The sequence below is a fragment of the Bradyrhizobium sp. CCBAU 51753 genome (assembly GCF_015291565.1).
Classification (GTDB): domain Bacteria; phylum Pseudomonadota; class Alphaproteobacteria; order Rhizobiales; family Xanthobacteraceae; genus Bradyrhizobium; species Bradyrhizobium ivorense.
The window spans coordinates 6,069,948-6,092,524 of sequence record NZ_CP030037.1 but is presented as its reverse complement, the minus strand read 5'-3'; the positions used below and the strand labels follow the sequence as shown (position 1 = coordinate 6,092,524).

23 protein-coding genes and 1 pseudogene are annotated in these 22,577 nt (G+C 65.4%); 15 read left to right on the top strand and 9 right to left on the bottom strand.

Features of this window, described 5'->3' with window-relative positions; translation table 11 throughout:
- Window positions 1-6 precede the first annotated feature (6 nt).
- The gene (locus tag XH93_RS27925; protein ID WP_371814803.1) at window positions 7-1,260 is read left to right on the top strand and encodes a cyclic nucleotide-gated ion channel; all 1,254 of its coding nucleotides are present in this window, start codon (window positions 7-9) and stop codon (window positions 1,258-1,260) included.
- On the opposite strand, the gene XH93_RS27920 is transcribed toward XH93_RS27925, so the two are convergent.
- The 3 genes from XH93_RS27920 to XH93_RS27910 all read right to left on the bottom strand — a co-directional run bounded on the left by XH93_RS27920 (window position 1,257) and on the right by XH93_RS27910 (window position 4,950).
- Window positions 1,257-1,766 (bottom strand): DUF3455 domain-containing protein, encoded by a 510-nt coding sequence (locus tag XH93_RS27920; RefSeq protein WP_194475354.1) that lies wholly within the window; start codon window positions 1,764-1,766, stop codon window positions 1,257-1,259. The two genes, XH93_RS27925 and XH93_RS27920, sit on opposite strands and share 4 nt — an antisense overlap.
- Before the next feature lie 35 nt (window positions 1,767-1,801).
- Window positions 1,802-3,013 carry an NADP-dependent isocitrate dehydrogenase gene (locus tag XH93_RS27915; RefSeq protein WP_139484777.1) on the bottom strand — a complete coding sequence of 404 codons (1,212 nt, stop codon included), beginning with the start codon at window positions 3,011-3,013 and terminating at the stop codon, window positions 1,802-1,804.
- Between the two features lie 233 nt (window positions 3,014-3,246).
- Window positions 3,247-4,950 (bottom strand): S9 family peptidase, encoded by a 1,704-nt coding sequence (locus XH93_RS27910; RefSeq protein ID WP_194469950.1) that lies wholly within the window; start codon window positions 4,948-4,950, stop codon window positions 3,247-3,249.
- A 338-nt stretch (window positions 4,951-5,288) separates the two neighbouring features.
- Here XH93_RS27910 and XH93_RS27905 point away from each other — a divergent pair, with 338 nt between their 5' ends.
- Both XH93_RS27905 and XH93_RS27900 read left to right on the top strand, forming a co-directional pair.
- Window positions 5,289-6,488 carry a TrmJ/YjtD family RNA methyltransferase gene (locus XH93_RS27905; protein ID WP_194469949.1) on the top strand — a complete coding sequence of 400 codons (1,200 nt, stop codon included), beginning with the start codon at window positions 5,289-5,291 and terminating at the stop codon, window positions 6,486-6,488.
- A 277-nt stretch (window positions 6,489-6,765) separates the two neighbouring features.
- On the top strand, window positions 6,766-7,494 hold the full coding sequence (locus XH93_RS27900; protein ID WP_194469948.1) for an SDR family oxidoreductase: 729 nt from the start codon (window positions 6,766-6,768) through the stop codon (window positions 7,492-7,494).
- A gap of 175 nt (window positions 7,495-7,669) precedes the next feature.
- Here XH93_RS27900 and XH93_RS27895 read toward each other — a convergent pair whose 3' ends face one another.
- Window positions 7,670-8,332: a TetR/AcrR family transcriptional regulator gene (locus tag XH93_RS27895; protein WP_139859766.1), complete on the bottom strand. Its 663-nt coding sequence runs from the start codon at window positions 8,330-8,332 to the stop codon at window positions 7,670-7,672.
- Between the two features lie 278 nt (window positions 8,333-8,610).
- Between XH93_RS27895 and XH93_RS27890 the strand changes: the two genes are divergently transcribed.
- From XH93_RS27890 to cynS, 7 genes are all read left to right on the top strand, one after another.
- Entirely contained in the window at window positions 8,611-9,153 is a 543-nt protein-coding gene (locus tag XH93_RS27890) for an OsmC family protein (protein ID WP_139484781.1), read from the top strand.
- Window positions 9,154-9,190: 37 nt separating this feature from the next.
- Window positions 9,191-10,306: an acyl-CoA dehydrogenase family protein gene (locus XH93_RS27885; protein ID WP_194469947.1), complete on the top strand. Its 1,116-nt coding sequence runs from the start codon at window positions 9,191-9,193 to the stop codon at window positions 10,304-10,306.
- Between the two features lie 49 nt (window positions 10,307-10,355).
- Window positions 10,356-11,234 (top strand): sulfurtransferase, encoded by an 879-nt coding sequence (locus tag XH93_RS27880; protein ID WP_194469946.1) that lies wholly within the window; start codon window positions 10,356-10,358, stop codon window positions 11,232-11,234.
- A gap of 106 nt (window positions 11,235-11,340) precedes the next feature.
- Window positions 11,341-12,729, top strand: a complete 1,389-nt coding sequence (locus XH93_RS27875) for a CmpA/NrtA family ABC transporter substrate-binding protein (RefSeq protein WP_194469945.1) — start codon at window positions 11,341-11,343, stop codon at window positions 12,727-12,729.
- A 214-nt stretch (window positions 12,730-12,943) separates the two neighbouring features.
- Window positions 12,944-13,783: a nitrate ABC transporter permease gene (ntrB, locus tag XH93_RS27870; RefSeq protein ID WP_194469944.1), complete on the top strand. Its 840-nt coding sequence runs from the start codon at window positions 12,944-12,946 to the stop codon at window positions 13,781-13,783.
- A gap of 201 nt (window positions 13,784-13,984) precedes the next feature.
- Window positions 13,985-14,896, top strand: a complete 912-nt coding sequence (locus tag XH93_RS27865) for an ABC transporter ATP-binding protein (protein WP_194469943.1) — start codon at window positions 13,985-13,987, stop codon at window positions 14,894-14,896.
- Window positions 14,897-14,914: 18 nt separating this feature from the next.
- Window positions 14,915-15,403 carry a cyanase gene (gene cynS / locus XH93_RS27860; RefSeq protein WP_194469942.1) on the top strand — a complete coding sequence of 163 codons (489 nt, stop codon included), beginning with the start codon at window positions 14,915-14,917 and terminating at the stop codon, window positions 15,401-15,403.
- 170 nt (window positions 15,404-15,573) lie between these two features.
- Here the strand turns inward: cynS and XH93_RS27855 are convergent, their stop codons facing one another.
- From XH93_RS27855 to XH93_RS27845, 3 genes and pseudogenes are all read right to left on the bottom strand, one after another.
- Complete coding sequence (locus XH93_RS27855; RefSeq protein WP_194469941.1) at window positions 15,574-15,873, bottom strand: hypothetical protein; 300 nt, start codon at window positions 15,871-15,873, stop codon at window positions 15,574-15,576.
- Window positions 15,857-16,267 carry a hypothetical protein gene (locus XH93_RS27850; RefSeq protein ID WP_194469940.1) on the bottom strand — a complete coding sequence of 137 codons (411 nt, stop codon included), beginning with the start codon at window positions 16,265-16,267 and terminating at the stop codon, window positions 15,857-15,859. Before XH93_RS27850 ends, XH93_RS27855 begins: the two co-directional genes overlap by 17 nt.
- A 249-nt stretch (window positions 16,268-16,516) precedes the next feature.
- Window positions 16,517-17,343: pseudogene (locus XH93_RS27845) on the bottom strand (oxaloacetate decarboxylase).
- Between the two features lie 132 nt (window positions 17,344-17,475).
- On the opposite strand from XH93_RS27845, the gene XH93_RS27840 reads away from it, so the two are divergent.
- Window positions 17,476-18,393, top strand: a complete 918-nt coding sequence (locus tag XH93_RS27840; RefSeq protein ID WP_194469939.1) for a LysR family transcriptional regulator — start codon at window positions 17,476-17,478, stop codon at window positions 18,391-18,393.
- A 350-nt stretch (window positions 18,394-18,743) separates the two neighbouring features.
- Here XH93_RS27840 and XH93_RS27835 read toward each other — a convergent pair whose 3' ends face one another.
- Entirely contained in the window at window positions 18,744-19,067 is a 324-nt protein-coding gene (locus XH93_RS27835) for a DUF1476 domain-containing protein (RefSeq protein WP_194469938.1), read from the bottom strand.
- Window positions 19,068-19,413: 346 nt separating this feature from the next.
- Here XH93_RS27835 and purC point away from each other — a divergent pair, with 346 nt between their 5' ends.
- Genes purC through XH93_RS27815 form a run of 4 tightly spaced genes read left to right on the top strand, consistent with a single transcriptional unit; the run spans window position 19,414 to window position 22,109 of the window.
- On the top strand, window positions 19,414-20,181 hold the full coding sequence (gene purC, locus XH93_RS27830) for a phosphoribosylaminoimidazolesuccinocarboxamide synthase (RefSeq protein WP_171708996.1): 768 nt from the start codon (window positions 19,414-19,416) through the stop codon (window positions 20,179-20,181).
- A gap of 10 nt (window positions 20,182-20,191) precedes the next feature.
- On the top strand, window positions 20,192-20,431 hold the full coding sequence (gene purS / locus XH93_RS27825; RefSeq protein ID WP_139484622.1) for a phosphoribosylformylglycinamidine synthase subunit PurS: 240 nt from the start codon (window positions 20,192-20,194) through the stop codon (window positions 20,429-20,431).
- Between the two features lie 11 nt (window positions 20,432-20,442).
- On the top strand, window positions 20,443-21,144 hold the full coding sequence (gene purQ / locus XH93_RS27820; RefSeq protein ID WP_194469937.1) for a phosphoribosylformylglycinamidine synthase subunit PurQ: 702 nt from the start codon (window positions 20,443-20,445) through the stop codon (window positions 21,142-21,144).
- Window positions 21,145-21,149: 5 nt separating this feature from the next.
- Window positions 21,150-22,109, top strand: a complete 960-nt coding sequence (locus XH93_RS27815; RefSeq protein ID WP_194469936.1) for a tripartite tricarboxylate transporter substrate-binding protein — start codon at window positions 21,150-21,152, stop codon at window positions 22,107-22,109.
- A 15-nt stretch (window positions 22,110-22,124) separates the two neighbouring features.
- Here the strand turns inward: XH93_RS27815 and XH93_RS27810 are convergent, their stop codons facing one another.
- Window positions 22,125-22,415, bottom strand: coding sequence for a putative quinol monooxygenase (locus XH93_RS27810; protein WP_194469935.1), 291 nt, complete (start codon window positions 22,413-22,415; stop codon window positions 22,125-22,127).
- Between the last annotated feature and the right edge of the window lie 162 nt (window positions 22,416-22,577).

Sequence of the window (22,577 nt, the reverse complement as noted above, 5' to 3'; positions counted from 1 at the left end):
CAGATCGTGACGACAGTTCCGGGCAAGCGCAGTGGCAGCGACCCGGAGCTGCGGGACCGTCTCTACGAGCTGCTCGAACGCGATGACCTGCCGCATTCCGGCGGGTCGCGGTTTGCCCGCTTCATCATCGCCATCATCACAGCCGACGTGCTGGCGGCGATCCTCGCCTCGGAGCCCGAGATCGAGGCGCGGTTCGGCGGGCTGCTGACGACGGTCGAGATCGCTGCCGTCATCGCCTTCGCGCTGGAATATGCCGCGCGACTGTGGAGTGTGGTCGGCCATTCGCTGCGCCACATGACTCCGGTCAGGGCGCGGCTGGAATACGCGCTGTCAGCCCTCGGCCTGATCGATCTGCTCGCCTTCCTGCCGTCGGCGATCGCGCTTGTGATCGGCGACAAGACCGCGCTGGTGCTGTTCGGCATGCTGCCGTTCCTCAAGCTGGTGCGCTATTCGCCGGCGCTGCGCTCGCTGCTGGCGGCGCTGCACGCCGAGCGGCGCACGCTGTTCGGCTGTGTCGTGATCCTGACCGGCGCGGTGCTGCTGTTCGCCGCGCTGCTCTATGCCATCGAGCACAAGGTGCAGCCGGACAAGTTCGCCACCATGCCGCAGGCGATGTGGTGGGCGATCGTGACGCTCGGCACCGTCGGCTATGGCGACGTGGTGCCGGTGACGCCGCTCGGGCGGATCGTCACGGTGTTCGCGATCGTGGTCGGCTTTGCGATGATCGCGCTGCCGGTCGCGATCGTCTCGACCGCGTTCGCCGAGGAGGTGCGGCGCCGCGATTTCGTCGTGACCTGGGGCATGCTGGCGCGGGTGCCGCTGTTCGCCCATCTCGGCGCCGCCGAGATCGCCGACATCATGCGGTTGCTGCGGGCGCAGACCATCGAGCCGGGCGAGGTGCTGGTGCGGCGCGGCGACGCGGCGTCGTCGATGTACTTCATCACCTCGGGCGAGGTCGAGATCGACCTGCCGGGCCAGCGCGTGCGGCTGTCCGACGGCAGCTTCTTCGGCGAGATCGCGCTGCTCCGGCGGACCAAGCGCTCGGGCACCGTAACGGCGATCCACAAGAGCAGGCTGCTGGTGCTCGATGCGCAGGATTTTCACGCCTTGATCGAGCGCATGCCGGCGCTCGCGGCGCATGTGAAGGAGACCGCGGAGGCGCGGCTCGCCGACACCGTCGTGGCCGGCGGCGGCGATGTCGCACCCGGCGAGATCGCGCACGCGGCGCCGGCCGAAACCGACGGCGGCAATCGGGATTAGTGCCCCTCGCTCTTGCGCAGGAATACGTAATCCGCAGAGTACGCCGCGCTCGTCAGCGCGCCCGGCTTGTCGCAAGCGCCGTCGAGCTGGCCGCCCGAGGTGTTGATCCGCTGCACGGTGGTCACGGTGGACAGCACGCCTTCGCCGCGGTGGGCGATCACGATGAGCTTCAGCCAGGGGATATCGGCGGCGGTGGCGCCGGGTGCGGTGCCGGCGGTGCGCCCGGTGACGGCGCTGCCGTCGACATGCTCCCAGTTCGGCCCGGCATAGTGCCGGCCGATGGTGCGGCCGCCCTCGATCAGGGTTGCGACCGGCTCGCGAAACGACCAGGCGAGCTTGCCGTCGGTGACCGGCTTGCACTCATAGACCTGTGCGCCCACGGCGTGGAGGGTGAGGACCACGGTCTCGCCCGGTGCCGCGATGGCGTCGGGCAGGGCATCGGCGGCCAGCGCCGCCGACCCGGTCAGCAACAGCGCTGCGAGCGTGACGCTCCTGAGAAGGGTCATGGTCACGCCCGCTGCTCTGTTCCGTGACGACGGCGTCAGGCCATCGCCTTCACGAGGTTGTCGGAGACCTTGTCGAGGAATCCGGTGGTCGAGAGCCAGCGCTGGTCGGCGCCGACCAGGAGCGCGAGATCCTTGGTCATATAGCCTTCCTCGACGGTCGCGACGCAGACCTTCTCCAGCGTGGTGGCGAACTTCGCCAGCGCCTCGTTGTTGTCGAGCTTGGCGCGGTGGGCGAGGCCTCGCGTCCAGGCGAAGATCGAGGCGATCGAGTTGGTCGAGGTCTCCTTGCCCTTCTGGTGCTCGCGGTAGTGCCGGGTCACGGTGCCGTGGGCGGCTTCGGCTTCCACCGTCTTGCCGTCCGGCGTCAGCAGCACCGAGGTCATCAGGCCGAGCGAGCCGTAGCCCTGGGCCACGGTGTCGGACTGCACGTCGCCGTCGTAGTTCTTGCAGGCCCAGACGTAGCCGCCGGACCATTTCAGCGCCGAGGCCACCATGTCGTCGATCAGGCGGTGCTCGTAGGTCAGGCCCTTGGCCTCGAATTCCTTCTTGAACTCGCGGTCGTAGATGTCCTGGAAGATGTCCTTGAAGCGGCCGTCATAGACCTTGAGGATCGTGTTCTTGGTCGACAGGTACACCGGGTAGTTGCGCAGCAGGCCGTAGTTGAGCGAGGCGCGGGCGAAGTCGATGATGGAGTCGTCGAGATTGTACATCTCCATCGCGACGCCGGCGCCGGGCGCCTTGAACACTTCGCGCTCGATCACGGTGCCGTCCTCGCCGACGAACTTCAGCGACAGCGTGCCCTTGCCCGGGAACTTGATGTCGGTGGCGCGGTACTGGTCGCCATAGGCGTGGCGGCCGATGATGATCGGCTTGGTCCAGCCGGGAACCAGCCGCGGCACGTTCTTGCAGATGATCGGCTCGCGGAAGATCACGCCGCCGAGGATGTTGCGGATGGTGCCGTTCGGCGACTTCCACATCTGCTTGAGGCCGAATTCCTTCACCCGGGCCTCGTCCGGGGTGATGGTGGCGCACTTCACGCCGACGCCGACCTTCTTGATGGCTTCGGCGGCGTCGATGGTCACCTGGTCATTGGTTTCGTCGCGGTATTCCATCCCCAGATCGAAATACAGCAGTTCGACATCCAGGAACGGGTTGATCAGCTTGTCCTTGATGTACTGCCAGATGATCCGGGTCATCTCGTCGCCATCGAGTTCGACGACGGGGTTGGACACCTTGATTTTTGCCATGACGGAGAGGCCCTCTTGGGAATAGCGCACTGACGGCGGGAGTGGATTCCCCCGCGCTATAGCACCGCCCGGGGGCGGGCGGAAGCGGACGGGGTATGCACTTTAAGCCCATCTTTTAGCCGAGAACCGCCATCTGATGGCGGCTCTCGGTCCTCTGTCTGGACGGGTTTTCTTCACGCGAACCGGGGCCCACTCCGGATCAAGTCCGGGGCAGGCTTCGCTTGAAAACCCTTCTAAAACGCCGCCTGAGTGGCCGTGCCGGCCACGATGTACCAGGTCACGAACAGGCCGGAAATCAGGGCGCCCGGCAGGCTCGATCCGGTCCGCCGCCAGGTGAAGGTCGCGATCACGGCCACGATCGCCAGCAGCGGCACGAACTGGATCGCGACGATGGTCGACAGCGGCACGAAGCCGGGGTCGGGGACCGGGTTGAACAGCTTTCCGGTCAGCCACAGCGTGCCGTATTGCAGCACCAGCAACACGATGAAGCCGAGCGTCAAAGCGAGGATGTTGGTGAGGTAGAGCGCCCCGCGCGGCGCGTCCATGGTCGAGAAATTCCGGTGCAGCAGGTGTAGCGCCACGACGAAAAACGCCGTGAACGGAATCAGATAGATCAGGAAGATGAGGAATTGCTTCGCGCTCATCAACTTCAGCGCGATGATCCAGAACCTGAAGTCGATCTTGAAGGCGAGGTCGGCGAGCCACAGCGCGGCGTAGCCGACCGCAACCGAGGCCACCGCGATCGCGATCGACTGCCCGATCAGGCCGGACCGGCTCGCCCGCTTCGGGGCGAGCCACATCAGGGCGAGCGTGATCAGGCCGTTGATGATGGCCCAGACCAGGATCTGGTTGGTGATGCCCTGCGGTAGCAATTTGCTCGGAGTCACGACGGTGCCGCCCAGCGCAAAGGCCGGGTAATAGGTCAGCGCCGGGATGAACGCGGTCAGGATGAAGGCCGCGGTCCAGCGCCGGCCGCTGGCGGCCTGATGCGGCGGCATGGTGCCGTCGTCGATCGCCGGCAGCCGCAGCCGGGAAAACATCGGCGCCTCCAGCAGCCCGTCGAAGGTGCCGATCACCAGCGCCACGAAGCCGAGCAGCGCGATCAAGGTGCCGATCTCCTTGCGGAACCAGATCTGGTCATCGACCGGGCGCGGCGTGCCGCCCTTCAGCGTGGTGGCGAACCAGTCCAGCGCAAAGCCGATCGCCTCCGGCGAGATGTGCTCGGCGGGATGGGTCATTGCCGGCGTGTAGAGCACCCGCGCGGTGCCGGCAGCCGGATCGCCGTAGACCTTGCCGGGCTCGACCGGTCCTTGCGTGCCGAACAGCGCCCAGAGCTTTTGGCTTTTTGTCACGTCGCGGGCGAGGTCGACGCCCCACATCAGGGTGGAGAATTCCTCGTATTGCGCGAACACCAGCGCGGTGTTGCGCGGCCAACTCGTGGTGCCCTCGGCGGCGAACGGTTTTCCGGTCGAGGAGCCCTCCAGCACCATTGACTTGTAGCCGTCTGGCATCGCCGCCGCCGCGGCCAGCACGGTCCAGCCGCCCATCGAATGGCCCTCGAGGCCGATGTTCTCCTTGTCGACGATCTCGAGGCTGCGCAGATAGGCGAGACCGTCAGGGCCGCCAAAGCCGTTGGCGAACGACGGCGGGTCGCTGTAGCCGTGGCCGGTCTGGTCCAGCGCCAGCACGACATAGCCGCGGCGGGCGAACTCGATGGCAAAGCCGTCCTGGGTCTCGCGCGAATTGATGTAGCCGTGGACCGCGAGGATGCCGGGCACCGGGATCTGTGGCGTCGCATTCGGCGGGATGTAGAGCAGGGCGCTCATGGTGTTGCCCTTGGCGCCCTTGAAGCGGACATCCTCGATCCGGATGCCGCCGGCGGTCTGGGTGAGGTAGGCGAGCAGCCCGCCGGCCACGATCAGAACCACGCCCAACATCGCCAGCGTCCATCTGCCCCGCATTGTCGTTCCCCGTGCCGTTTCTGCTGCTTCGGCCGTTAAACCGGCGCCTGAAGCCCGGCTTTACAGCTTCGCTTTGGTTGTGGTTGATAGCCTATCCGTGGCTGAAGCGCGCGCAAAGCGCGGTCCCGGCCTTGCACCATTGCGATTCCGGTCGAGGATTCGCAAACGCCGCTAACCCTGTTATCTCCTTGGAGAAATCGGATTTGGCCAGGGCCGGCGCAGGGCTGCGCCCGATGCCCCGCATGAGATCTTGAATCAGTCTCCTCGGAAGCTGATTCAAAATCTTCAGATGTTGAATCAGAAGGTGAAGTGAGATGTCCGGCACCGACAAGACCAAGGCAGGGCACGACCTTGCCGGTCCCGTCGTCATCCTGGTCGAGCCGCAGCTTGGCGAGAACATCGGCATGGCCGCGCGCGCGATGGGCAATTTTGCGCTGACCCGGATGCGCATCGTCAATCCGCGCGACGGCTGGCCCAACATCGCAGCGCAGCGCGCCGCGGCCGGCGCCGACCACATCATCGGTTCCGTCGAGCTGTTCGACAGCGTCGAGCAGGCGATCGCCGATCTCACGCTGGTGTTCGCGACCACGGCCCGCGCCCACGACCAGGCCAAGCCGGTGGTCGGGCCGGAGGCGGCGGCCGGCGAGATCGTCGGCCATGTCGCATCGGGCGGCGGCGCCGGCATCCTGTTCGGGCGGGAACGCGCCGGCCTGACCAACGAGGAGGTCGCGCTCGCCAACCGCATCATCACCTTCCCGGTCAACCCCGGCTTCGCCTCGCTCAACCTGGCGCAGGCGGTGCTGCTGATGGGCTATGAGTGGTTCAAGCTGTCGACATCAGGCGCGCTGCCGTTTGCGATGCCCGAGCGGTCCGAGCCGGCCTCGCAGCACCAGATGCAGGCGTTCTTCGACAACCTCGTCGCCGAGCTCGACAAGGTCGAGTTCCTGCGCCCGGCCGAGAAGCGCGACACCATGCTGGTGAACCTGCGCAACATCTTCACCCGGATGGACCCGACCAAGCAGGACATGCACACGCTGCACGGCGTGGTGATGGCGATCGCCGAGGGCCGCAAGGGACCGGCCAAGGGCGGCGTGCTCGACGGCGCCCAGGCGACGCGGCTGCGCGCGCTGCTCGCCGAGCAGGGCCACGGCGGCGCCACCGCCGACAGCAGCTCGACCGTCCGCGGCCTCGCCCGGCTGCTCCGCCGCAACCCGACCGACGCCGAGCGGATGCTGTGGCAGGCGCTGACAAAAGACCGCCGCTTTGCCGGCCTGTTCAAGCGCCAGACCCCGGTCGGCCGCCACATCCCCGACTTCGTCTCCTTCGTGCACCGCATCGCGATCGAGCTGGTCAACCGCGGCGAGAGCGAAGCCATCGCCACCGACCGCGCCAAGCGCCGCGCCTGGCTCGAGGCGCGGGATTATCGGGTGGTCGACATCGCGGTGGCCGACGTCGAGCGCGATCTCGACGGCGAGCTGGTGCGGCTGGAGGCGAGGCTGAAGCAAGGGCGGTGAGCTTGCGATGGCGGGAGTTTTCTCGTGCGACGCGTAGCTGTCAGACCCGTCATCCTGAGGTGCGAGCCTCTTCGGCGAGCCTCGAAGGATCGACGGCCCCGCTGGTGGCCGATTCATCCTTCGAGGCTCGCCTAGCGGCGCAATTGCGCCGCAAGGCTCGCACCTCAGGATGACGGTGATGGACCTTGGCGCATCGATCTCCACCGGGACCAGCTCGTTGCCCGTCGGGTTGTTTTGCCGCACGCTGCGGCATGTGATCCGAACGAGGTGACATCCGATGGCGAGGAAACTGGAAGGCAAGGTCGCAGCGGTGACCGGGGCGGCGTCGGGCATCGGGCTGGCGAGCAGCGAGGCGATGCTGGCCGCAGGCGCGCGCGTCGTGATGGTCGACCGCGATGCGGCCGCGCTGCAGGCGCTGCGCAACAAGCATGGCGAGGCGGTGCTGCCGCTGGTGATCGACCTGCTCGATCCCGCCGATTGCGCGACGCTGTTGCCGAAGATCCTGGAGCAGGCGGGCCGGCTCGACATTTTTCATGCCAATGCCGGGAGCTATGTCGGCGGCGACCTGATCGACGCCGACAGCGTGGCGATCGACCGGATGCTGAATCTGAACGTCAACGTCGTGATGAAGAACGTCCACGACGTGCTGCCGCACATGATCGAGCGCGGCGCTGGCGACATCATCGTCACCAGCTCGCTTGCCGCGCATTTCCCGACGCCGTGGGAGCCGGTCTACGCCTCGTCGAAATGGGCGATCAGCTGCTTCGTCCAGACCGTGCGCCGCCAGGTGTTCAAGCACGGCATCCGCGTCGGCGCGATCTCGCCCGGCCCCGTCATCACCGCGCTGCTCGCGGACTGGCCGGCGGAGAAGCTGCAGCAGGCGCGGGAGCAGGGCAGCCTGCTCGAGGCCGCCGACGTCGCCGAGGTCGTAATGTTCATGCTGACCCGGCCGCGCGGCATGACCATCCGCGACGTCGTGATGCTGCCGACCAATTTCGATCTGTAAGGGGATCGTCATTGCGAGGAGCGTTAGCGACAAAATTGCGAAGCAATTTTGCGCTGAAGCGACGAAGCAATCCATGGTTCCGCGTATGCCGCCCGATGGATTGCTTCGCTTCGCTCGCAATGACGCGGATAGTGCCTTGGCACATCATCGCCAGGGCGCGCATGGCGCCGAAGGATCAGACCGCGACGAGCTGCTCCGCCGCGCTGCCCGTGCGCTTCGTCTTCTTCGCCTTCGCCGGCGCGAACAGGTTGCTCGCGGCAAGTCCCGCCGTATCGGCAACGCCGGGATCACACGACACCATCGCGGCGACGATCGCGCCGTCGATTAGGAGCGCCAGTTGGTGCGCGAGCACCGCGGGCTCGGCGGCGCCCATCTCGGTTGCCAGCTTCTCGATATGCGCCAGCACCACCTTCTTGTGCTTCAGCGCGATGTTGCGGAACTGTTTGGCGTCCTTGTCATGCTCGGCGACCGCGTTGATGAAGGGGCAGCCGTAGAAGCGTTCCTCGGCGAACCAGCTCTTCAGCGCCGGGAAGATCCGCGCCAGCTTGGTCTGCGGATCGCCGCCGCCGGCCTCGATCGCGCCGATGAACCATTCGCGCCACTGCCGGCCCTCGCTCTCCAGCACCGCGTGCACGAGGTTGGTTTTCGAGCCGAACAGCTTGTAGAGCGTGGTCTTGGCGGTGCCGGCCTCGTCGATGATCGCATCGATGCCGGTGGCGTTGATGCCGTTCTTGCAGAACAGATGCGTCGCCGCGCTCAACAGGCGCCCGCGTGCGGATTCATCGTCGCCGGGGGCGAACGCCGCGGCTGGTTTTTTCTTCGCAGGCGATTTGCTCATGGGCGGCAGTAAATCGAACCGCGGCAAAATCATCAAGCCGCATCTTCACGGGGCCGGGCATGCGCCCACCCATGCGAGCGGTCTTGCGCTCAAAATAATCGCGGCGTCGCGGCAGATGCATCGCCTTTGAGCAGCGGCGCGCTGATCAATCGATGGGCGGGGCGGGCTAACCGCCTGCGCGGCTTCGGCTTTTGATTTGGCTTCGCTCTGGCACGGCTTATGCAGGAAACAGACCGTTCGGTATCCTGATCAATCCACCGCTTCCAGGGAGAAAACTGATGACTGCTGTCGCTCAAAAAACCGCACTGACCGGCTGCCTCGCGCCGATCGACAGAGGCGGGCTCGAGCAGCTCATTGCCAACGGCAAGGCCAACCCGAAGGTGATCAAGACCTTGAAGTGCAAGACGGTGGCCGAGGGCAAGTTCCGCCACGCCAACTACATCCGCAACCTCGCGCCCTACATCGTCGATGAACCGCCGGGCCTGCTCGGCGACGACACCGCGCCCAATCCGTCGGAAGCCTCGCTCGCCGCGCTCGGGTCATGCCTTGCGGTGGGCCTGCACGCCAACGCCGTGCATCGCGGCTGGATCGTCAACAAGCTCGAGCTGGAGCTCGAGGGCGATCTCAATATCACCGCGGTGTGGGGCACCGGTGACGTCAGCGAGAAGCCGGTCGGCTTCACCGACGTCCGCGTCAAGGTCGACATGGAGTGCGAGGGCGTCTCGCAGGACGAGATCAACGCGCTGGTGGCGCATGTGAAGAAATGGTCGCCGGTCGCCAACACCTTCACCCGTCCGGTCAATCTCGAGGTCAGCGCTTAGCTCGATCAGGCAATCACGGAAGGTGCGGAGACGATCGATGGGTTCATTGGCTTTATCGCGGGTCGCAGCTCAAGATCCCGCACCGACCATCACGGACGAGGTCGCGCGCCTTGCCCGGCAGGAGCTGGCACCGCTCGCAAACGCGATCGATGCCGGCGAAGTCTATCCCGCCGCATTCCTGCGCCGGATCGGTGAGGTCGGGGCGTGGAGCAGCCACGTGCCGCAGGAAGGGCCGGCCGACCTGCGCTGGGCCATCCAGGCGATGGCCGCGATCGGCGAGGTCTGCGGCGCCACCGCGTTCATGGCGTGGTGCCAGAACACGCTGGTCTGGTACGCCGCCAACTCCACCAACGTGAAGCTCGCGTCGCGCTTCGGCAACTGCTTTTCCAGCGGGCGCGTGCTCGGTGGCACCGGGCTGTCCAACCCGATGAAGAGTTTTTTCGGCATCGAGCGGCTCAAGCTGAAAGGCCGCAAGGTCGACGGCGGCTATATCGTCCGCGGCGCGCTGCCCTGGGTGTCGAATCTCGGCCCCGGCCATTACTTCGGGACGATTTTCGAGCGCGAGGACGGCGAGCCCGGCGATACGGTGATGTTTCTCGCCGACTGCTCCGATCCCGCCATTACGCTGACGCCGTGCAAGCCGTTCCTGGCGATGGACGGCACCGGCACCTATGGCATCCAGTTCCGCGACCTGTTCGTGCCGGATGATCTGATCCTGGCCGAGCCGGCCGCGCCCTTCGTGAAGAAGATCCGCGCCGGCTTCATCCTGCTGCAGGTTGGCATGGGCCTCGGCCTGATGAAGGACTGCATCAACATCATGGACGAGGTCCATGCGCCGCTCGGCCACGTCAACCGCTATCTGCCGCAGCAGCCGACCCAGTTCCGCGAGCTCCACGCCGAGTTCGAGAAGGAGTCGATGGCGCTCGCGTGCGATCCCTACAATGCCGACGACAGCTACTGGCGCCGCGTCGTGGCGCTGCGGCTGCGCATCGGCGACGCCAGCGTCGCGGTCGCGCATGCGGCGATGCTGCATTGTGGCGCGCGCGGTTACCTCAAAAGCCACCGCGCCCAGCGCCGGCTGCGCGAGGCCTATTTCGTCGCCATCGTCACCCCCGCCACCAAGCAGCTGCGCAAGATGCTGGCGGACGGGTGAAGGGAGAGTCCGGGACCACCAAGACTGCAACCACGCACAGGAGAGAGCCATGACGGACGTTCTGATCACCGCCGGCGAACTAGCCGAGCTCGTCACCAAAGAGCCGTGTGTCATCATCGACACGCGGAATCCGGATGCCTATGCGGCGGGACACCTGCCCGGCGCGGTCAACGTGCATGACATCTTCACCTATCTCGCGACTTCGACGCCCGAGGGCATGCACGAGCTCAAGACAAAGTTTGCCGACGCGTTCGGCGCCGCCGGTCTCTCGGGCAAGGAGACCGCCGTGATCTACGAGCAGTCGATGAACTCGGGCTTCGGCCAGTCCTGCCGCGGCTATTATCTGCTGACGATGCTCGGCTATCCCAAGGTCAAGGTGCTGCATGGCGGCTTTGACGCCTGGAAGGCCGCCGACCTTCCCGTCACCACCGACGTCGCGGTGCCGATCAAGGCGGCGTTCACGATCGTACCGGAGGCCGGCGACATCATGATCGACGCCAAGGCGATGCTGGCAGCGCTCGACAAGCCCGGGGTCGCGATCCTCGACGTGCGCGACGTCGACGAGTGGATCGGCGAAAGCTCCTCGCCCTACGGCAAGGATTTCTGCCCGCGCAAGGGCCGCATCCCGGGTGCCGTGTGGCTGGAATGGTACCGCATGATGAAGCCGACCGCGGAAGGCCCGCGCTTCAAGTCGAAGGATGAGATCTTGGCGGAATGCGCCACCGTCGGCATCTCGCAGACCACGCCGGTCTATCTCTACTGCTTCAAGGGCGCACGCGCCTCGAACACGTTCCTGGCGCTGAAGAACGCCGGTGTGAAGGACGTGCGGATGTATTTCGGCTCCTGGAACGAATGGTCGCGCGATCCGTCGCTGCCGATCGACGAGGGGCTGCCGACGACTGCCGTCGTAACAGGCAAAGCGGCATAGAACGTGCATGTTCGTCACCGTCCAGCGGCGCAAAACGCAGCTGGACGGTGAAAATTTGACCGGAGCGCAATCTCCTGAGCGCTTCGGTGCGACAATGGGGCGCAGCATGTCCACCTTCGACGATCCGTTCGACGCCGACCGCGAACTCACCCGATGGGCTTGCGTGTGCGGCCGGCATCGCTCCATTGCCGAGCACGAGCACGCCGAGCGCGCGCTGCGCTGCGAACCGGTCGCTGATAGCGAGGAGAAGCGTTACCAGGGCGTCGTCGCTTCGGCGGTGATGCGCGCGGTGTTTCCGCAGGACGCCGCGCGCCGCGCCTTCCTGAAATCGGTTGGGGCAGCGACCGCGCTCGCTGCGCTGTCGCAATTCTTTCCGCTGAAACTAGCTACCGAAGCATTCGCCGACGCCGGTCCGCCGGAGAAGAAGGATCTCAAGGTCGGCTTCATTCCGATCACCTGCGCCACCCCGATCATCATGGCGGCGCCGCTCGGCTTCTACGCCAAGCAGGGGCTCAACGTCGACGTCGTGAAGACCGCCGGTTGGGCTGTGATCCGCGACAAGACCATCAACAAGGAATACGACGCCGCCCACATGCTGGCGCCGATGCCGATCGCGATCTCGCTCGGCCTTGGCGCCAACGCGATCCCGTTCACGGTGCCGGCGATCGAGAACATCAACGGCCAGGGCATCACGCTGGCGATCAAGCACAAGGACAAGCGCGATCCGAAGGACTGGAAGGGCATGAAGTTCGCCATTCCGTTCGACTATTCCATGCACAATTACCTGCTGCGCTATTATCTCGCCGAGCACGGGCTCGACCCTGACACCGACGTGCAGCTCCGCTCGGTGCCGCCGCCGGAGATGGTCGCGAATCTGCGCGCCGACAACATCGACGGCTTCCTTGCGCCCGACAACATCTGCCAGCGCGCGATCTATGACGGCGTCGGCTTCCTGCACATTCTCTCCAAGGAGATCTGGGACGGCCATCCCTGCTGCAGCTTTGCCGCGAGCCGCGAGTTCATCACGACGGCACCGAATTCCTTCGCGGCGCTGACCCGTGCGATCGTCGACGCGACCTCCTATGCGGCGAAGGCCGAGAACCGCAAGCAGATCGCGGAGGCGATCGCGCCGGCCAACTACATCAACGCGCCGGTCACGGTGCTGGAGCAGGTCCTGACCGGCACCTATGCCGACGGGCTCGGCGGCGTGAAGACCGATCCGAAGCGGGTCGATTTCGATCCGTTCCCCTGGCAGTCCTTTGCGGTGTGGATGCTGACGCAGATGAAGCGCTGGGGCCAGATCAAGGGCGACGTCGACTACAAGGCCGTCGCCGAGCAGGTGTATCTCGCCACCGACACCAGGAAGGTGATGGCCGAGATGGGGCTTACGCCGGCGGCTGCGAGCTACAAGTCGTTCGCGGTGATGGGCAAGACGTTCGATCCGGAGAAGCCCGACGATTATCTCGCCGGCTTCAAGATCAGGAAGTCGTCGTGAGGGGTGTTGCGCTTTCTTCGCCTCGCCCCGCGTGCGGGGAGAGCAATAGGCCGCCTTCGGCGGCCGTTCTAAAGAACGCCGAAGCCCTGCTTCGGCTATGTCGCATCGCAAGATGCGATACGGGTGAGGGGGAGCCTCCGCGAGTCCGACTCCCTGCGTCCTCGCGGAGAGCCCCCCTCACCCCGACCCTCTCCCCGCAAGCGGGGAGAGGGAGATGACCATGACCCTCCGCCTGCGCGCCGCGATCGTCTCGCTCGTGCTGCTCGCCGGCTTCCTCGGCGTCTGGCATCTCGCGACCCGCGGCACCGGTGCGGCCGCCAGCATGAGCCCGGAATACGCCAAGCTGATGGGGCTGACCGCAACGCAGGGCAAGTCGGCGATGCCGGGGCCTTTGGATGTCGGCGCCAAACTGTGGGAGCATCTGCAGCGGCCGTTCTACGACAACGGGCCGAACGACAAGGGGCTCGGCATTCAGCTCGCTTATTCGGTCGGCCGCGTCGGGCTCGGCTACCTGATCGCGGTGATCGTCGCGATCCCGCTCGGCTTTCTGATCGGGATGTCGCCGCTGATCAGCAGGGCGCTCGATCCGTTCATCCAGGTGCTGAAGCCGATCTCGCCGCTGGCCTGGATGCCGCTTGCGCTCTACACCATCAAGGATTCCTCCATCTCGGCGATCTTCGTCATCTTCATCTGCTCGGTGTGGCCGATGCTGCTCAACACCGCGTTCGGCGTCGCCAGCGTGCGCAAGGAGTGGATCAACGTCGCGCGCACGCTCGAGGTCGGCACCGTCAGGCGCGCCTTTACCGTGATCCTGCCGGCCGCGGCGCCGACCATCCTGACCGGCATGCGGATCTCGATCGGGATCGCCTGGCTCGTGATCGTCGCCGCCGAGATGCTGGTCGGCGGCACCGGCATCGGCTATTTCGTCTGGAACGAGTGGAACAATCTCTCGATCACCAATGTGATCATCGCGATCCTCTTGATCGGCATCGTCGGCATGCTGCTCGACCAGGTGCTGGCGCGCTTCACGCGCATGGTGACGTTTCCGGAGTAGCGCGCCGATGATGATGGAGTTCGTAGGCACTGGCGCTTGTTCGCCTCGCCCCGCTTGCGGGGAGAGGCCAGATCGCATCGTTAGATGCGATCTGGGTGAGGGGGAGCCTCCGCGAGTCGAATTCTCACCAGCTTTGTGGAGAGCCCCCCTCACCCCGACCCTCTCCCCGCAAGCGGGGAGAGGGGGAAGGGGCAGCCTGCGATGACGGACAAGTTCATCTCGATCGAAGGCATCGCGCGGCGCTATCCGGCGGCGAACGGCGGCACCACCACGGTGTTCGAGAACCTGTGGCTCGCGATGGCGCGCGGCGAGTTCGGCTGCATCATCGGTCATTCCGGCTGCGGCAAGACCACGGTGCTCAACATCCTCGCCGGCCTCGACGAGCCGAGCGAGGGTACGGTGATCGTCGACGGCGAGGCCATCGAGGGCACCAGCCTCGACCGCGCCGTGATCTTCCAGAGCCATGCACTGCTGCCGTGGCGCACCGTGCTCGGCAATGTCGCCTATGCCGTGAGCTCGAAATGGCGGCGCTGGGATCGTGCGCGGGTGAGGGCGCATGCGCAGAAGTTCATCGATCTGGTCGGCCTCACCGGCGCCGAGCACAAGCATCCGTCGGAACTGTCGGGTGGCATGAAGCAGCGCGTCGGTATTGCGCGGGCGCTGTCGATCACGCCGAAGATCATGCTGATGGACGAGCCGTTCTCGGCGCTGGATGCGCTCACCCGCGGCACCTTGCAGGACGAGGTCCGGCGCATTTGCCTGGAGGCCGGGCAGACCACCTTCATGATCACCCATGACGTGGATGAGGCGATCTTCCTCGCCGACCGGATCTTTCTGATGACCAACGGCCCCGGCGCGGTGCTGGCCGAGATCGTCGAAAATCCGCTGCCCAAGGACCGCGGCCGCATCGATCTGCACCGCCATCCCTATTACTATGCGCTGCGCAACCATATCGTCGATTTCCTGGTCAGCCGGAGCAAGAGCTTTGCCACTGAGGTGATCCATCACGATCCGCGCCGCGTGCCGACGGTGCGGCCCGGCGTCGGCGAGCCCACCATCGTGGCGCCGCCGCGCGTCGTCGAACCCAATCCCGCGCAGAGCGCTGCGCGCTGAAGCCAAAGGAGGAACCCCATGAAACGCGAAGACCTCACCGAAAAGCTGCTCGACATCAAGCGCGAGAAGGGCTGGAGCTGGAAATACATCTGCGAAAAGATCGGCGGCTATTCGGAGGTGCTGATCACCGGCGCGATCCTCGGCCAGATGAAATTGACAAAACCGCAGGCGGCCAATGCCGGCGAGCTGTTCTCCCTGTCGAAGGCGGAAATCGCGATGCTCAACGAGGTGCCGATGCGCGGCACCGGCACGCCGATGCCGCCGACCGATCCCTTGATCTATCGCTTCTACGAAATGGTGATGGTCAACGGCCCGGCCTGGAAGGCGCTGATCGAGGAAGAATTCGGCGACGGCATCATGTCGGCGATCGATTTCGACATGGCGCTGGAGCGTGTCGCCAATCCGAAGGGCGACCGCGTCAAGATCACGATGAGCGGAAAATTCCTGCCGTACAAATATTACGGCGCGAGCGGCAACGTGCCGGAATACGGGTTCAAGGAAGGCTGAGAACGCGAATGGCCAATAGTGAGTAGCGAATAGCTTCTTTCCATTCGCTATTCGCCACTCCCTATTCGCTTTCGCGGTCCAGAGCGCGAGCCACACCTTCGCTTCCGCTCGGCCGCGCCGATTGCCGGCGCGTCCTTCCACGGCTGATGGCGCGGCGATCGGCGTTCGGATCACGCGGCCGGAAAGACCTTGTCCTGGGACACGAGATTGCCCGAGGAAATGACGAGGTGGGTCCAGGGGTAATTCAGGTAAGCACCTGAGTAATGTTTATCGCCGGCAAAGTCGACGTCGCCGCGGTAGGTGCCCGCCGGGATGACTGTCCCGGTGTACTGGTCGACCACCGACAAATCGTACATGAGGTCCCAGAGCATCCAGACGCGGGTTCCCGCTGCGGGAGGATCGACGGAGTATTCGGTGGTCGTCGATGTCTGACTGCTCACCGTGACCGACTTGCTAAAGGTGGCGCTCAATCCGGCACTGATGTCGCCCGCCTTGATCCCGACCTGCGCGGTAATCGACTGCGAATCCGTCGTCGAGATGCCGTTGGTATACTGCCAACTCTGTCTCAGATGGCTGCCCCGGGGACAGGTGCGTGAAGGTGCCCGGCACCAGTCTCCAGTAGTGGCGCAGGACGAGCCGCCGCGGCGACCTCGGCGCCTGGCCTGACCACCAATTGTTGAGGCGGGGGTTGCCCGATCCCCTCGGAACGTCCGAAACCCAATCCTGGTAGTTGGCATTGTCCGCATCTGCGTAGATGTTCAGGCTGACATTATCGATGCGCGCGGCCTCTGTCGGCGCGGTCTGCGCCGGCGGTGCCCATGACAAACTGTCGATCGTCGGAAACGGCGGAAGCGTATCAGGCATTTTTTATCTCCCATGCATCGGGCGCAATTGGTCGAACGGCGATCGTTCGACCGTACCCGGGACGGGCTTCTAGCTTGGGAATCGCTTAAGGTTGTGTGAAGTCGTTAACACACCCTAAGGGGGAATGTGGTTTTTGCCTGGATCGCGCTGATTGAGCATTCCGGATGCGCGGATTGAGAAGTGAGGGCGAATGGCGAGTAGCGAATAGCGAATGGATTCATTCTATGGCACCTCGCCATTCGCCACTCCCTATTCGCCCTTGGCGGCAGCGAACGCTTCGCGCACCTCCTTCACCGGCGCCATGTCGCGGACGAAGCTGAACGCGCCTTTCTCCTTCATCTCGCGGGCGCAGCGCAAAAACGCCGCAAGCGCGTGGCGCTGCATCGCGCCCCCGACGCTGATCCGCTTGACGCCGGCGGCCGCGAGTTGCTCGAGCGTCAGCGTCGGATCGGCAAAGCCCATCACGAGGTTGAACGGCTTGTTCACCGCCGACACCACGGTGCGGATGGTCTCGAGGTCGTACAGGCCCGCGAGTACAGCACGTCGGCGCCGGCGGCTTCAAAAGCCTGCAGCCGCCTGATGGTGTCGTCGAGGTCCTTGCGGCCGTGCAGAAAGTTTTCCGCCCGCGCCGTCAGCGTGAACGGGAAGGGCAGGGCTCGCGCCGCCTCGACCGCCGCCTGCACCCGTTCGACCGCAAGCGAGAAATCGTAGATTGGTCGCTGCGGATCGCCGGTCGAGTCCTCGATCGAGCCGCCGACTGCGCCGGCCTCCGCAGCGAAGCGGATCGCCTCGGCCGCGAGCTTGGGCATGTCGGCGCCGCAGTTTTCGAGGTCGGCATTGACAGGCAGATCGGTGGCCTCGGCGATCTGCCGGCAGTTCTCGATGATGGCCGAGAGGCTGATGCGGGACTGGCCGAGCGTGTTCGCAACACCGAGGCTTGTGGTCGCCAGCGCCTCAAAACCCATCGCCGCGAGGATTTTTGCCGTGCCGGCATCCCACGGATTCGGGATGATGAAGGCGCCGCTGCGCTGATGCAGTTCGCGAAACCGTGCCGCCTTGTCCGCCTGGGTGCGCATGTCAGCTCCTGTTGTCTTGCAATGTCGCGAGCTGGTCTCGCGATCGACTGGCCGCAAGCCTAGGGCTGTTTCGCCCATCAGCCAAATTTGTTATTTCTCTGGATTACATCAGTTTTCTGCATGAGGTTGTCGATGGACAGCGACGCGCTCAACACCTTCCTGGTCGTGCACCGCCGCGGCGGCATCTCGAACGCGGCGAAGGCACTGCATCGCTCGCAGCCGGCGATCTCGCGGCGCATCGCGCTGCTGGAGCAGGAGCTCGGCGTGCCGCTGTTCGAGCGGATCGCCGGCAGGACGCGGCTCAGCGATGCGGGGCGGGTGATGGTGCCCTATGCCGAGCGCGCAGTGGCGGCGGCGCAGGATGCCGAGAACGCGGTGCGGGCGCTGTCGCGCGACAAATCCGGCCCGGTTGCGCTTGCGGTGACCGGCACGCTGGCCGGCGAGCGGCTCTCCAGGGTCTTGAAGCGCTTTGCGAAGCGGCATCCAGAGGTCGATCTGACGCTGCGCACCGCGACCAGCGCCGAGGTCAGCGACCTGGTCCGGCGCGGCGAGGCCACGATCGGCCTGCGTTACGACCGCGACCGGTCGCGTGACCTTGATTGCGGGCTGCTGTTTTCCGAACCGCTTCAGGTTGTGTGCGCGCGGCAGCATCGGCTGGCCGGGCGGCGGGTCGCACGACTGGCCGATCTCCGGGACGAGCGCTGGATCGCCTTTCCGGTGGTGCCGGGCCGCCGCGAGATCACGGCCGCGCATGTCTTCGCGCTGTTCCTGACCCACGGCCTCGGCGAGGTCGACTGGACGCCGGTCGACAGCCTCACGGCGCAAAAGCGCCTGGTCGAGGCCGGGCTCGGCATCGCGCTGCTGTCGCAAAGCAACGCCGCCGAGGAAATGGGCGCGTCACGGATCGCGACCATTCGCGTCGCCAACCTGACCGCGAGCCACGAGGTCGTGACGGTGACGCGGCGCGGCGGCTTCTTGAGCGCGGCGTCGCGGCTGCTGCTGGAGATGATCCGCACCGCATATGGCGGTCCAAAATCACGGGCGCGTTGACGAGATCGAGGAAGGCTCGAGGCGTTTATCGAGAAGCGGGCGCCGCGGTATTAGCCAGGGCTGGATCGCAAACAAAGCTTGCTACCATCCCGTCATCCTGAGGTGCGAGCCTCTTCGGCGAGCCTCGAAGGGATGAATCGGCCCGGCTGGTGGCCGTGCATCCTTCGAGGCTCGCAAGAGCTCGCACCTCCAGCGACAAACGCGGAGCGTTTGCGCGGGGATGACGGGACTGATAGTTCGCGCCGCCGGTTCCCCCAAATGCGCGGCATACAAACGCAGCGCGCCGGAACGGTGTCCGGCGCGCCTGGTCGAATTTGATACAGCTGTTGCGCGGAGCTACGCGCCCGCCTTCACGCCCCGGCCTTCACCTGGGCCGCGGCCACGGCCAGCAGCTCGTCCATCTTGGCGCGGATGTCGCGCTCGGTGACGGGCTCGCCCTTGGCGGTGAGATCGGTCAGCACCTTCTTCAGCACGTCGCCGTCGCCGGCCTCCTCGAAATCGGCGGCCACCACTTCCTTGGCGTAGGCGTTGGCGGCGTCGCCGGAGATGCCGAGCTTTTCGGCGGCCCAAAGGCCGAGCAGCTTGTTGCGGCGGGCTTCGGCCTTGAACTTCTGTTCCTCATCGAGGGCGAACTTCTTCTCGAAACCTTCCTCGCGCTTATTGAATTCGCTCATAGTCGAAGTTCCCCTGGTGACATTGTGGGTCGCGGCGTCCGTTGCGGCGGCCCCGATCCCTGCCTAGATAAGCAGGAGGAAATGACAGGACAACGAGCCGTTAAGCCGCAGCCAAAACAGGCGGATTCGGCCCTTGACGATAGAGCGGTATAAGTGGGTTCGAGCGGCCGGTACTGATTGTGCTGGATGGGCCAATCGGATAGGTTGCCGTCAGGCGTGGTTCTTGTTCTGTTTCCAGTTGGAATGCCCAGGTTCCAGGCCTCCGCGGCAGCTCCGTCGTGGGTCGTAACCCCAAGCCATCGGAGCACCCAAATCAATGGATTTCAACAAAACACGGTACATCCCAATGAGCCGTCGACGCCGTATTTATGAAGGCAAGGCCAAGGTGCTTTATGAAGGCCCGGAGCCGGGAACCCTGATCCAGCACTTCAAGGACGACGCGACCGCGTTCAATGCCAAGAAACACCAGGTGATCGAGGGCAAGGGCGTCCTCAACAACCGGATTTCGGAGTACCTGTTTCAGCACCTCAACGACATCGGGGTGCCGACCCACTTCATCCGCCGCCTCAACATGCGTGAGCAGCTGATTCGCGAGGTCGAGATCGTGCCGCTCGAGGTGGTGGTGCGCAACGTCGCCGCCGGCTCGCTGTCGCAGCGGCTCGGGATCGAGGAGGGCACCCAGCTGCCGCGCTCGATCATCGAGTTTTATTACAAGAACGACCAGCTCAACGACCCGATGGTGTCGGAAGAGCACATCACCGCCTTCGGCTGGGCCACGCCGCAGGAGATCGACGACATCATGGCGCTCGCCATCCGCGTCAACGACTTCCTCACCGGCCTCTTCCTCGGCATCGGCATCCGTTTGGTCGACTTCAAGATGGAGTGCGGCCGGCTGTTCGAGAACGAGATGATGCGGATCATCGTCGCCGACGAGATCTCGCCGGATAGCTGCCGCCTGTGGGACATCAAGTCGAACGAGAAGCTCGACAAGGACCGCTTCCGCCGCGATCTCGGCGGCCTGCTGGAGGCCTATACCGAGGTCGCAAAGCGGCTTGGCATTTTGATGGAAAACGAGCGGCCGGCCGGCACCGGCCCGGTGCTGGTGAAAAGCTAAGGGGCGAGGCGTGAAGGCACGTGTGACTGTGACGTTGAAGACCGGCATCCTCGATCCGCAGGGCAAGGCGATTGAGGGTGCGCTGAAATCGCTCGGCGTCGATGGCGTCGCCAGCGTCCGCCAGGGCAAGGTGTTCGACATCGAGCTCGCCGCCACCGACAAGGCCAAGGCGGAAGCCGCGCTGAAGGCCGCGGCCGACAAGCTGCTCGCCAACACCGTGATCGAGAACTACCGGGTCGAACTGCTCTAGGCCGCATCGAAATGAAATCAGCCGTCCTCGTCTTCCCCGGCATCAACCGCGAGCGCGACATGGCGCGCGCGCTCAAGCTGGCGTCAGGTAACGACGCCGCGATGGTCTGGCACGCCGACACCGCGCTGCCGGCGGGCACCGACCTCGTCGTGGTGCCCGGCGGCTTTTCCTACGGCGACTATCTACGCTGTGGCGCGATCGCGGCCCGCGCGCCCGTGATGGACGCGGTGCGCGACTTCGCCGCCAAGGGCGGGCTCGTGCTCGGCGTCTGCAACGGCTTTCAGATCCTCTGCGAGTCCGGGCTGCTGCCGGGCGTCCTGATGCGCAACGCGCAGCTGAAGTTCGTCTGCCGCGACGTGCACATGAAGATCGAGCGCTCCGACACGCCGTTCACGCGGGGCTACAATGCCGGCCAGGTGATCCGGGTGCCGGTCGCCCATGGCGAGGGCAATTACGAGGCGGACGAGGAGACGCTGAAGCGGCTCGAAGGCGAGGGGCGGGTGCTGTACCGCTACTGCTCGCCGGAAGGCGTGGTCGACGAAGCCTCCAACGTCAACGGCGCCGCGCATTCGATCGCCGGCATCGTCAACGAGCGCGGCAACGTGCTCGGCATGATGCCGCATCCGGAAAACCACGTCGAAGAGATCATGGGCTGCACCGACGGCCGCGGCCTGTTCGCGGGGCTGGCCCAGCATCTCGAAAAGGCGGCGTGAGCATCATGCTGCGCCGATGCTTGGCCGCAGTCGCGGCGCTCGTGTTTGTGACCGCTGCCGAAGCCCAGGATTTCCCGAAGCGCCCGATCGCCATGATCGTGCCGTTCGCGGCCGGCGGCACCTCCGACGTGATCGCGCGCGCGGTGGCCGACCAGATGGGTGTCGCGCTCGGCCAGAGCATCATCATCGAGAACGTCGCCGGCGCCGGCGGCTCGACCGCGCTGACGCGGGCGGCGCGCGCCGAGCCGGACGGTTATACGATCGCGATCGGTAATGCCGGCACCAATGCCGCGACCTACACGATCTATCCGAAGCTGGCGTTCACGCCGGACTCCTTCGCGCCGATCGCGGTGGTCGCAAAGACCTTCGGCATCGTCGCGCTGCGCAAGGATTTTCCGGCCAAGGACCTGAAAGAGTTCATCGACTACGCCAAGAAGAATCCGGGCAAGATCAATCTCGGCCATGCCGGCGTCGGCTCCTCGAATTACCTGATCTGCAAGAGTTTTGTTCATGCCGCCGGCGTCGACGTGACGCTGGTCGGCTATCGCGGCGCGGCGCCGGCGCTGACCGACGCGATCGGCGGCCAGATCGACGGCGTCTGCGATGCCGCGGCCTCGGTGTCGCAGGCGATCGACGACAAACTGGTGAAAGCGGTGGTGGTCGGCTCGACGGTGCGGCTCGCGTCGCTGCCGGAGCTGCCGACCTCGGCCGAGGCCGGACTGCCCGAGTTCGAGGCGCAGGGCTGGAACGGATTGTTCGCCCCGAAGGGCACGCCGGGCGAGATCATCGCCAAGCTGAATGCGGCGGCGCGCAGCGCGGTCGCGAGCGAGGCGGTGAAGAAGCGGTTCGCCGATCTCTCCACGGTCGCACCCGACGCCAATGAGCTCGCGCCCGAGGTGCTGCAGCAACTGGTGACCCGCGACGTCGCGAAATACCGCACGCTGCTGGCGGACGACAAGAAGTAGGCTGCGAGCCGCGCTTCAAAGCATCATTTCAGTGCGGCACATCTCCGGCGGACGGTCGACCAGTTCCCTCATGGTCGCGAGGAATTCGACCGTATGCGGGAGCGTGGCGTGCAAGTCGAACGCCGCCTCATCCGCCCATATGGAATGGATGAAGAACGTCGCTCGATCGCGGGTGCCGCGGAAGGCGTGAAACGCCTTGCAGCCGGCCTCGGCGCGCGAGGGGGCCGCGACCTTGCGGAGTGCCGCCTCGACGCTCGCTTCGTTGCCGGGAGCGGCGTGAAACTGCGCGAAAAAGTACAGTTGCATCGGGCACCTCGCAGATTCCGCCGGCGCGAGAGCACCATCACGCGGCGGACGCGTCAACCGCCGTCACGCTCGGCTTCACCGGTTTGATCGAGTCGGTGATCGGCGTCCGCGGGCAACGTGGCAACGGCAATTCGTTCGGCGTCGATACGCGCGGAGCATGAA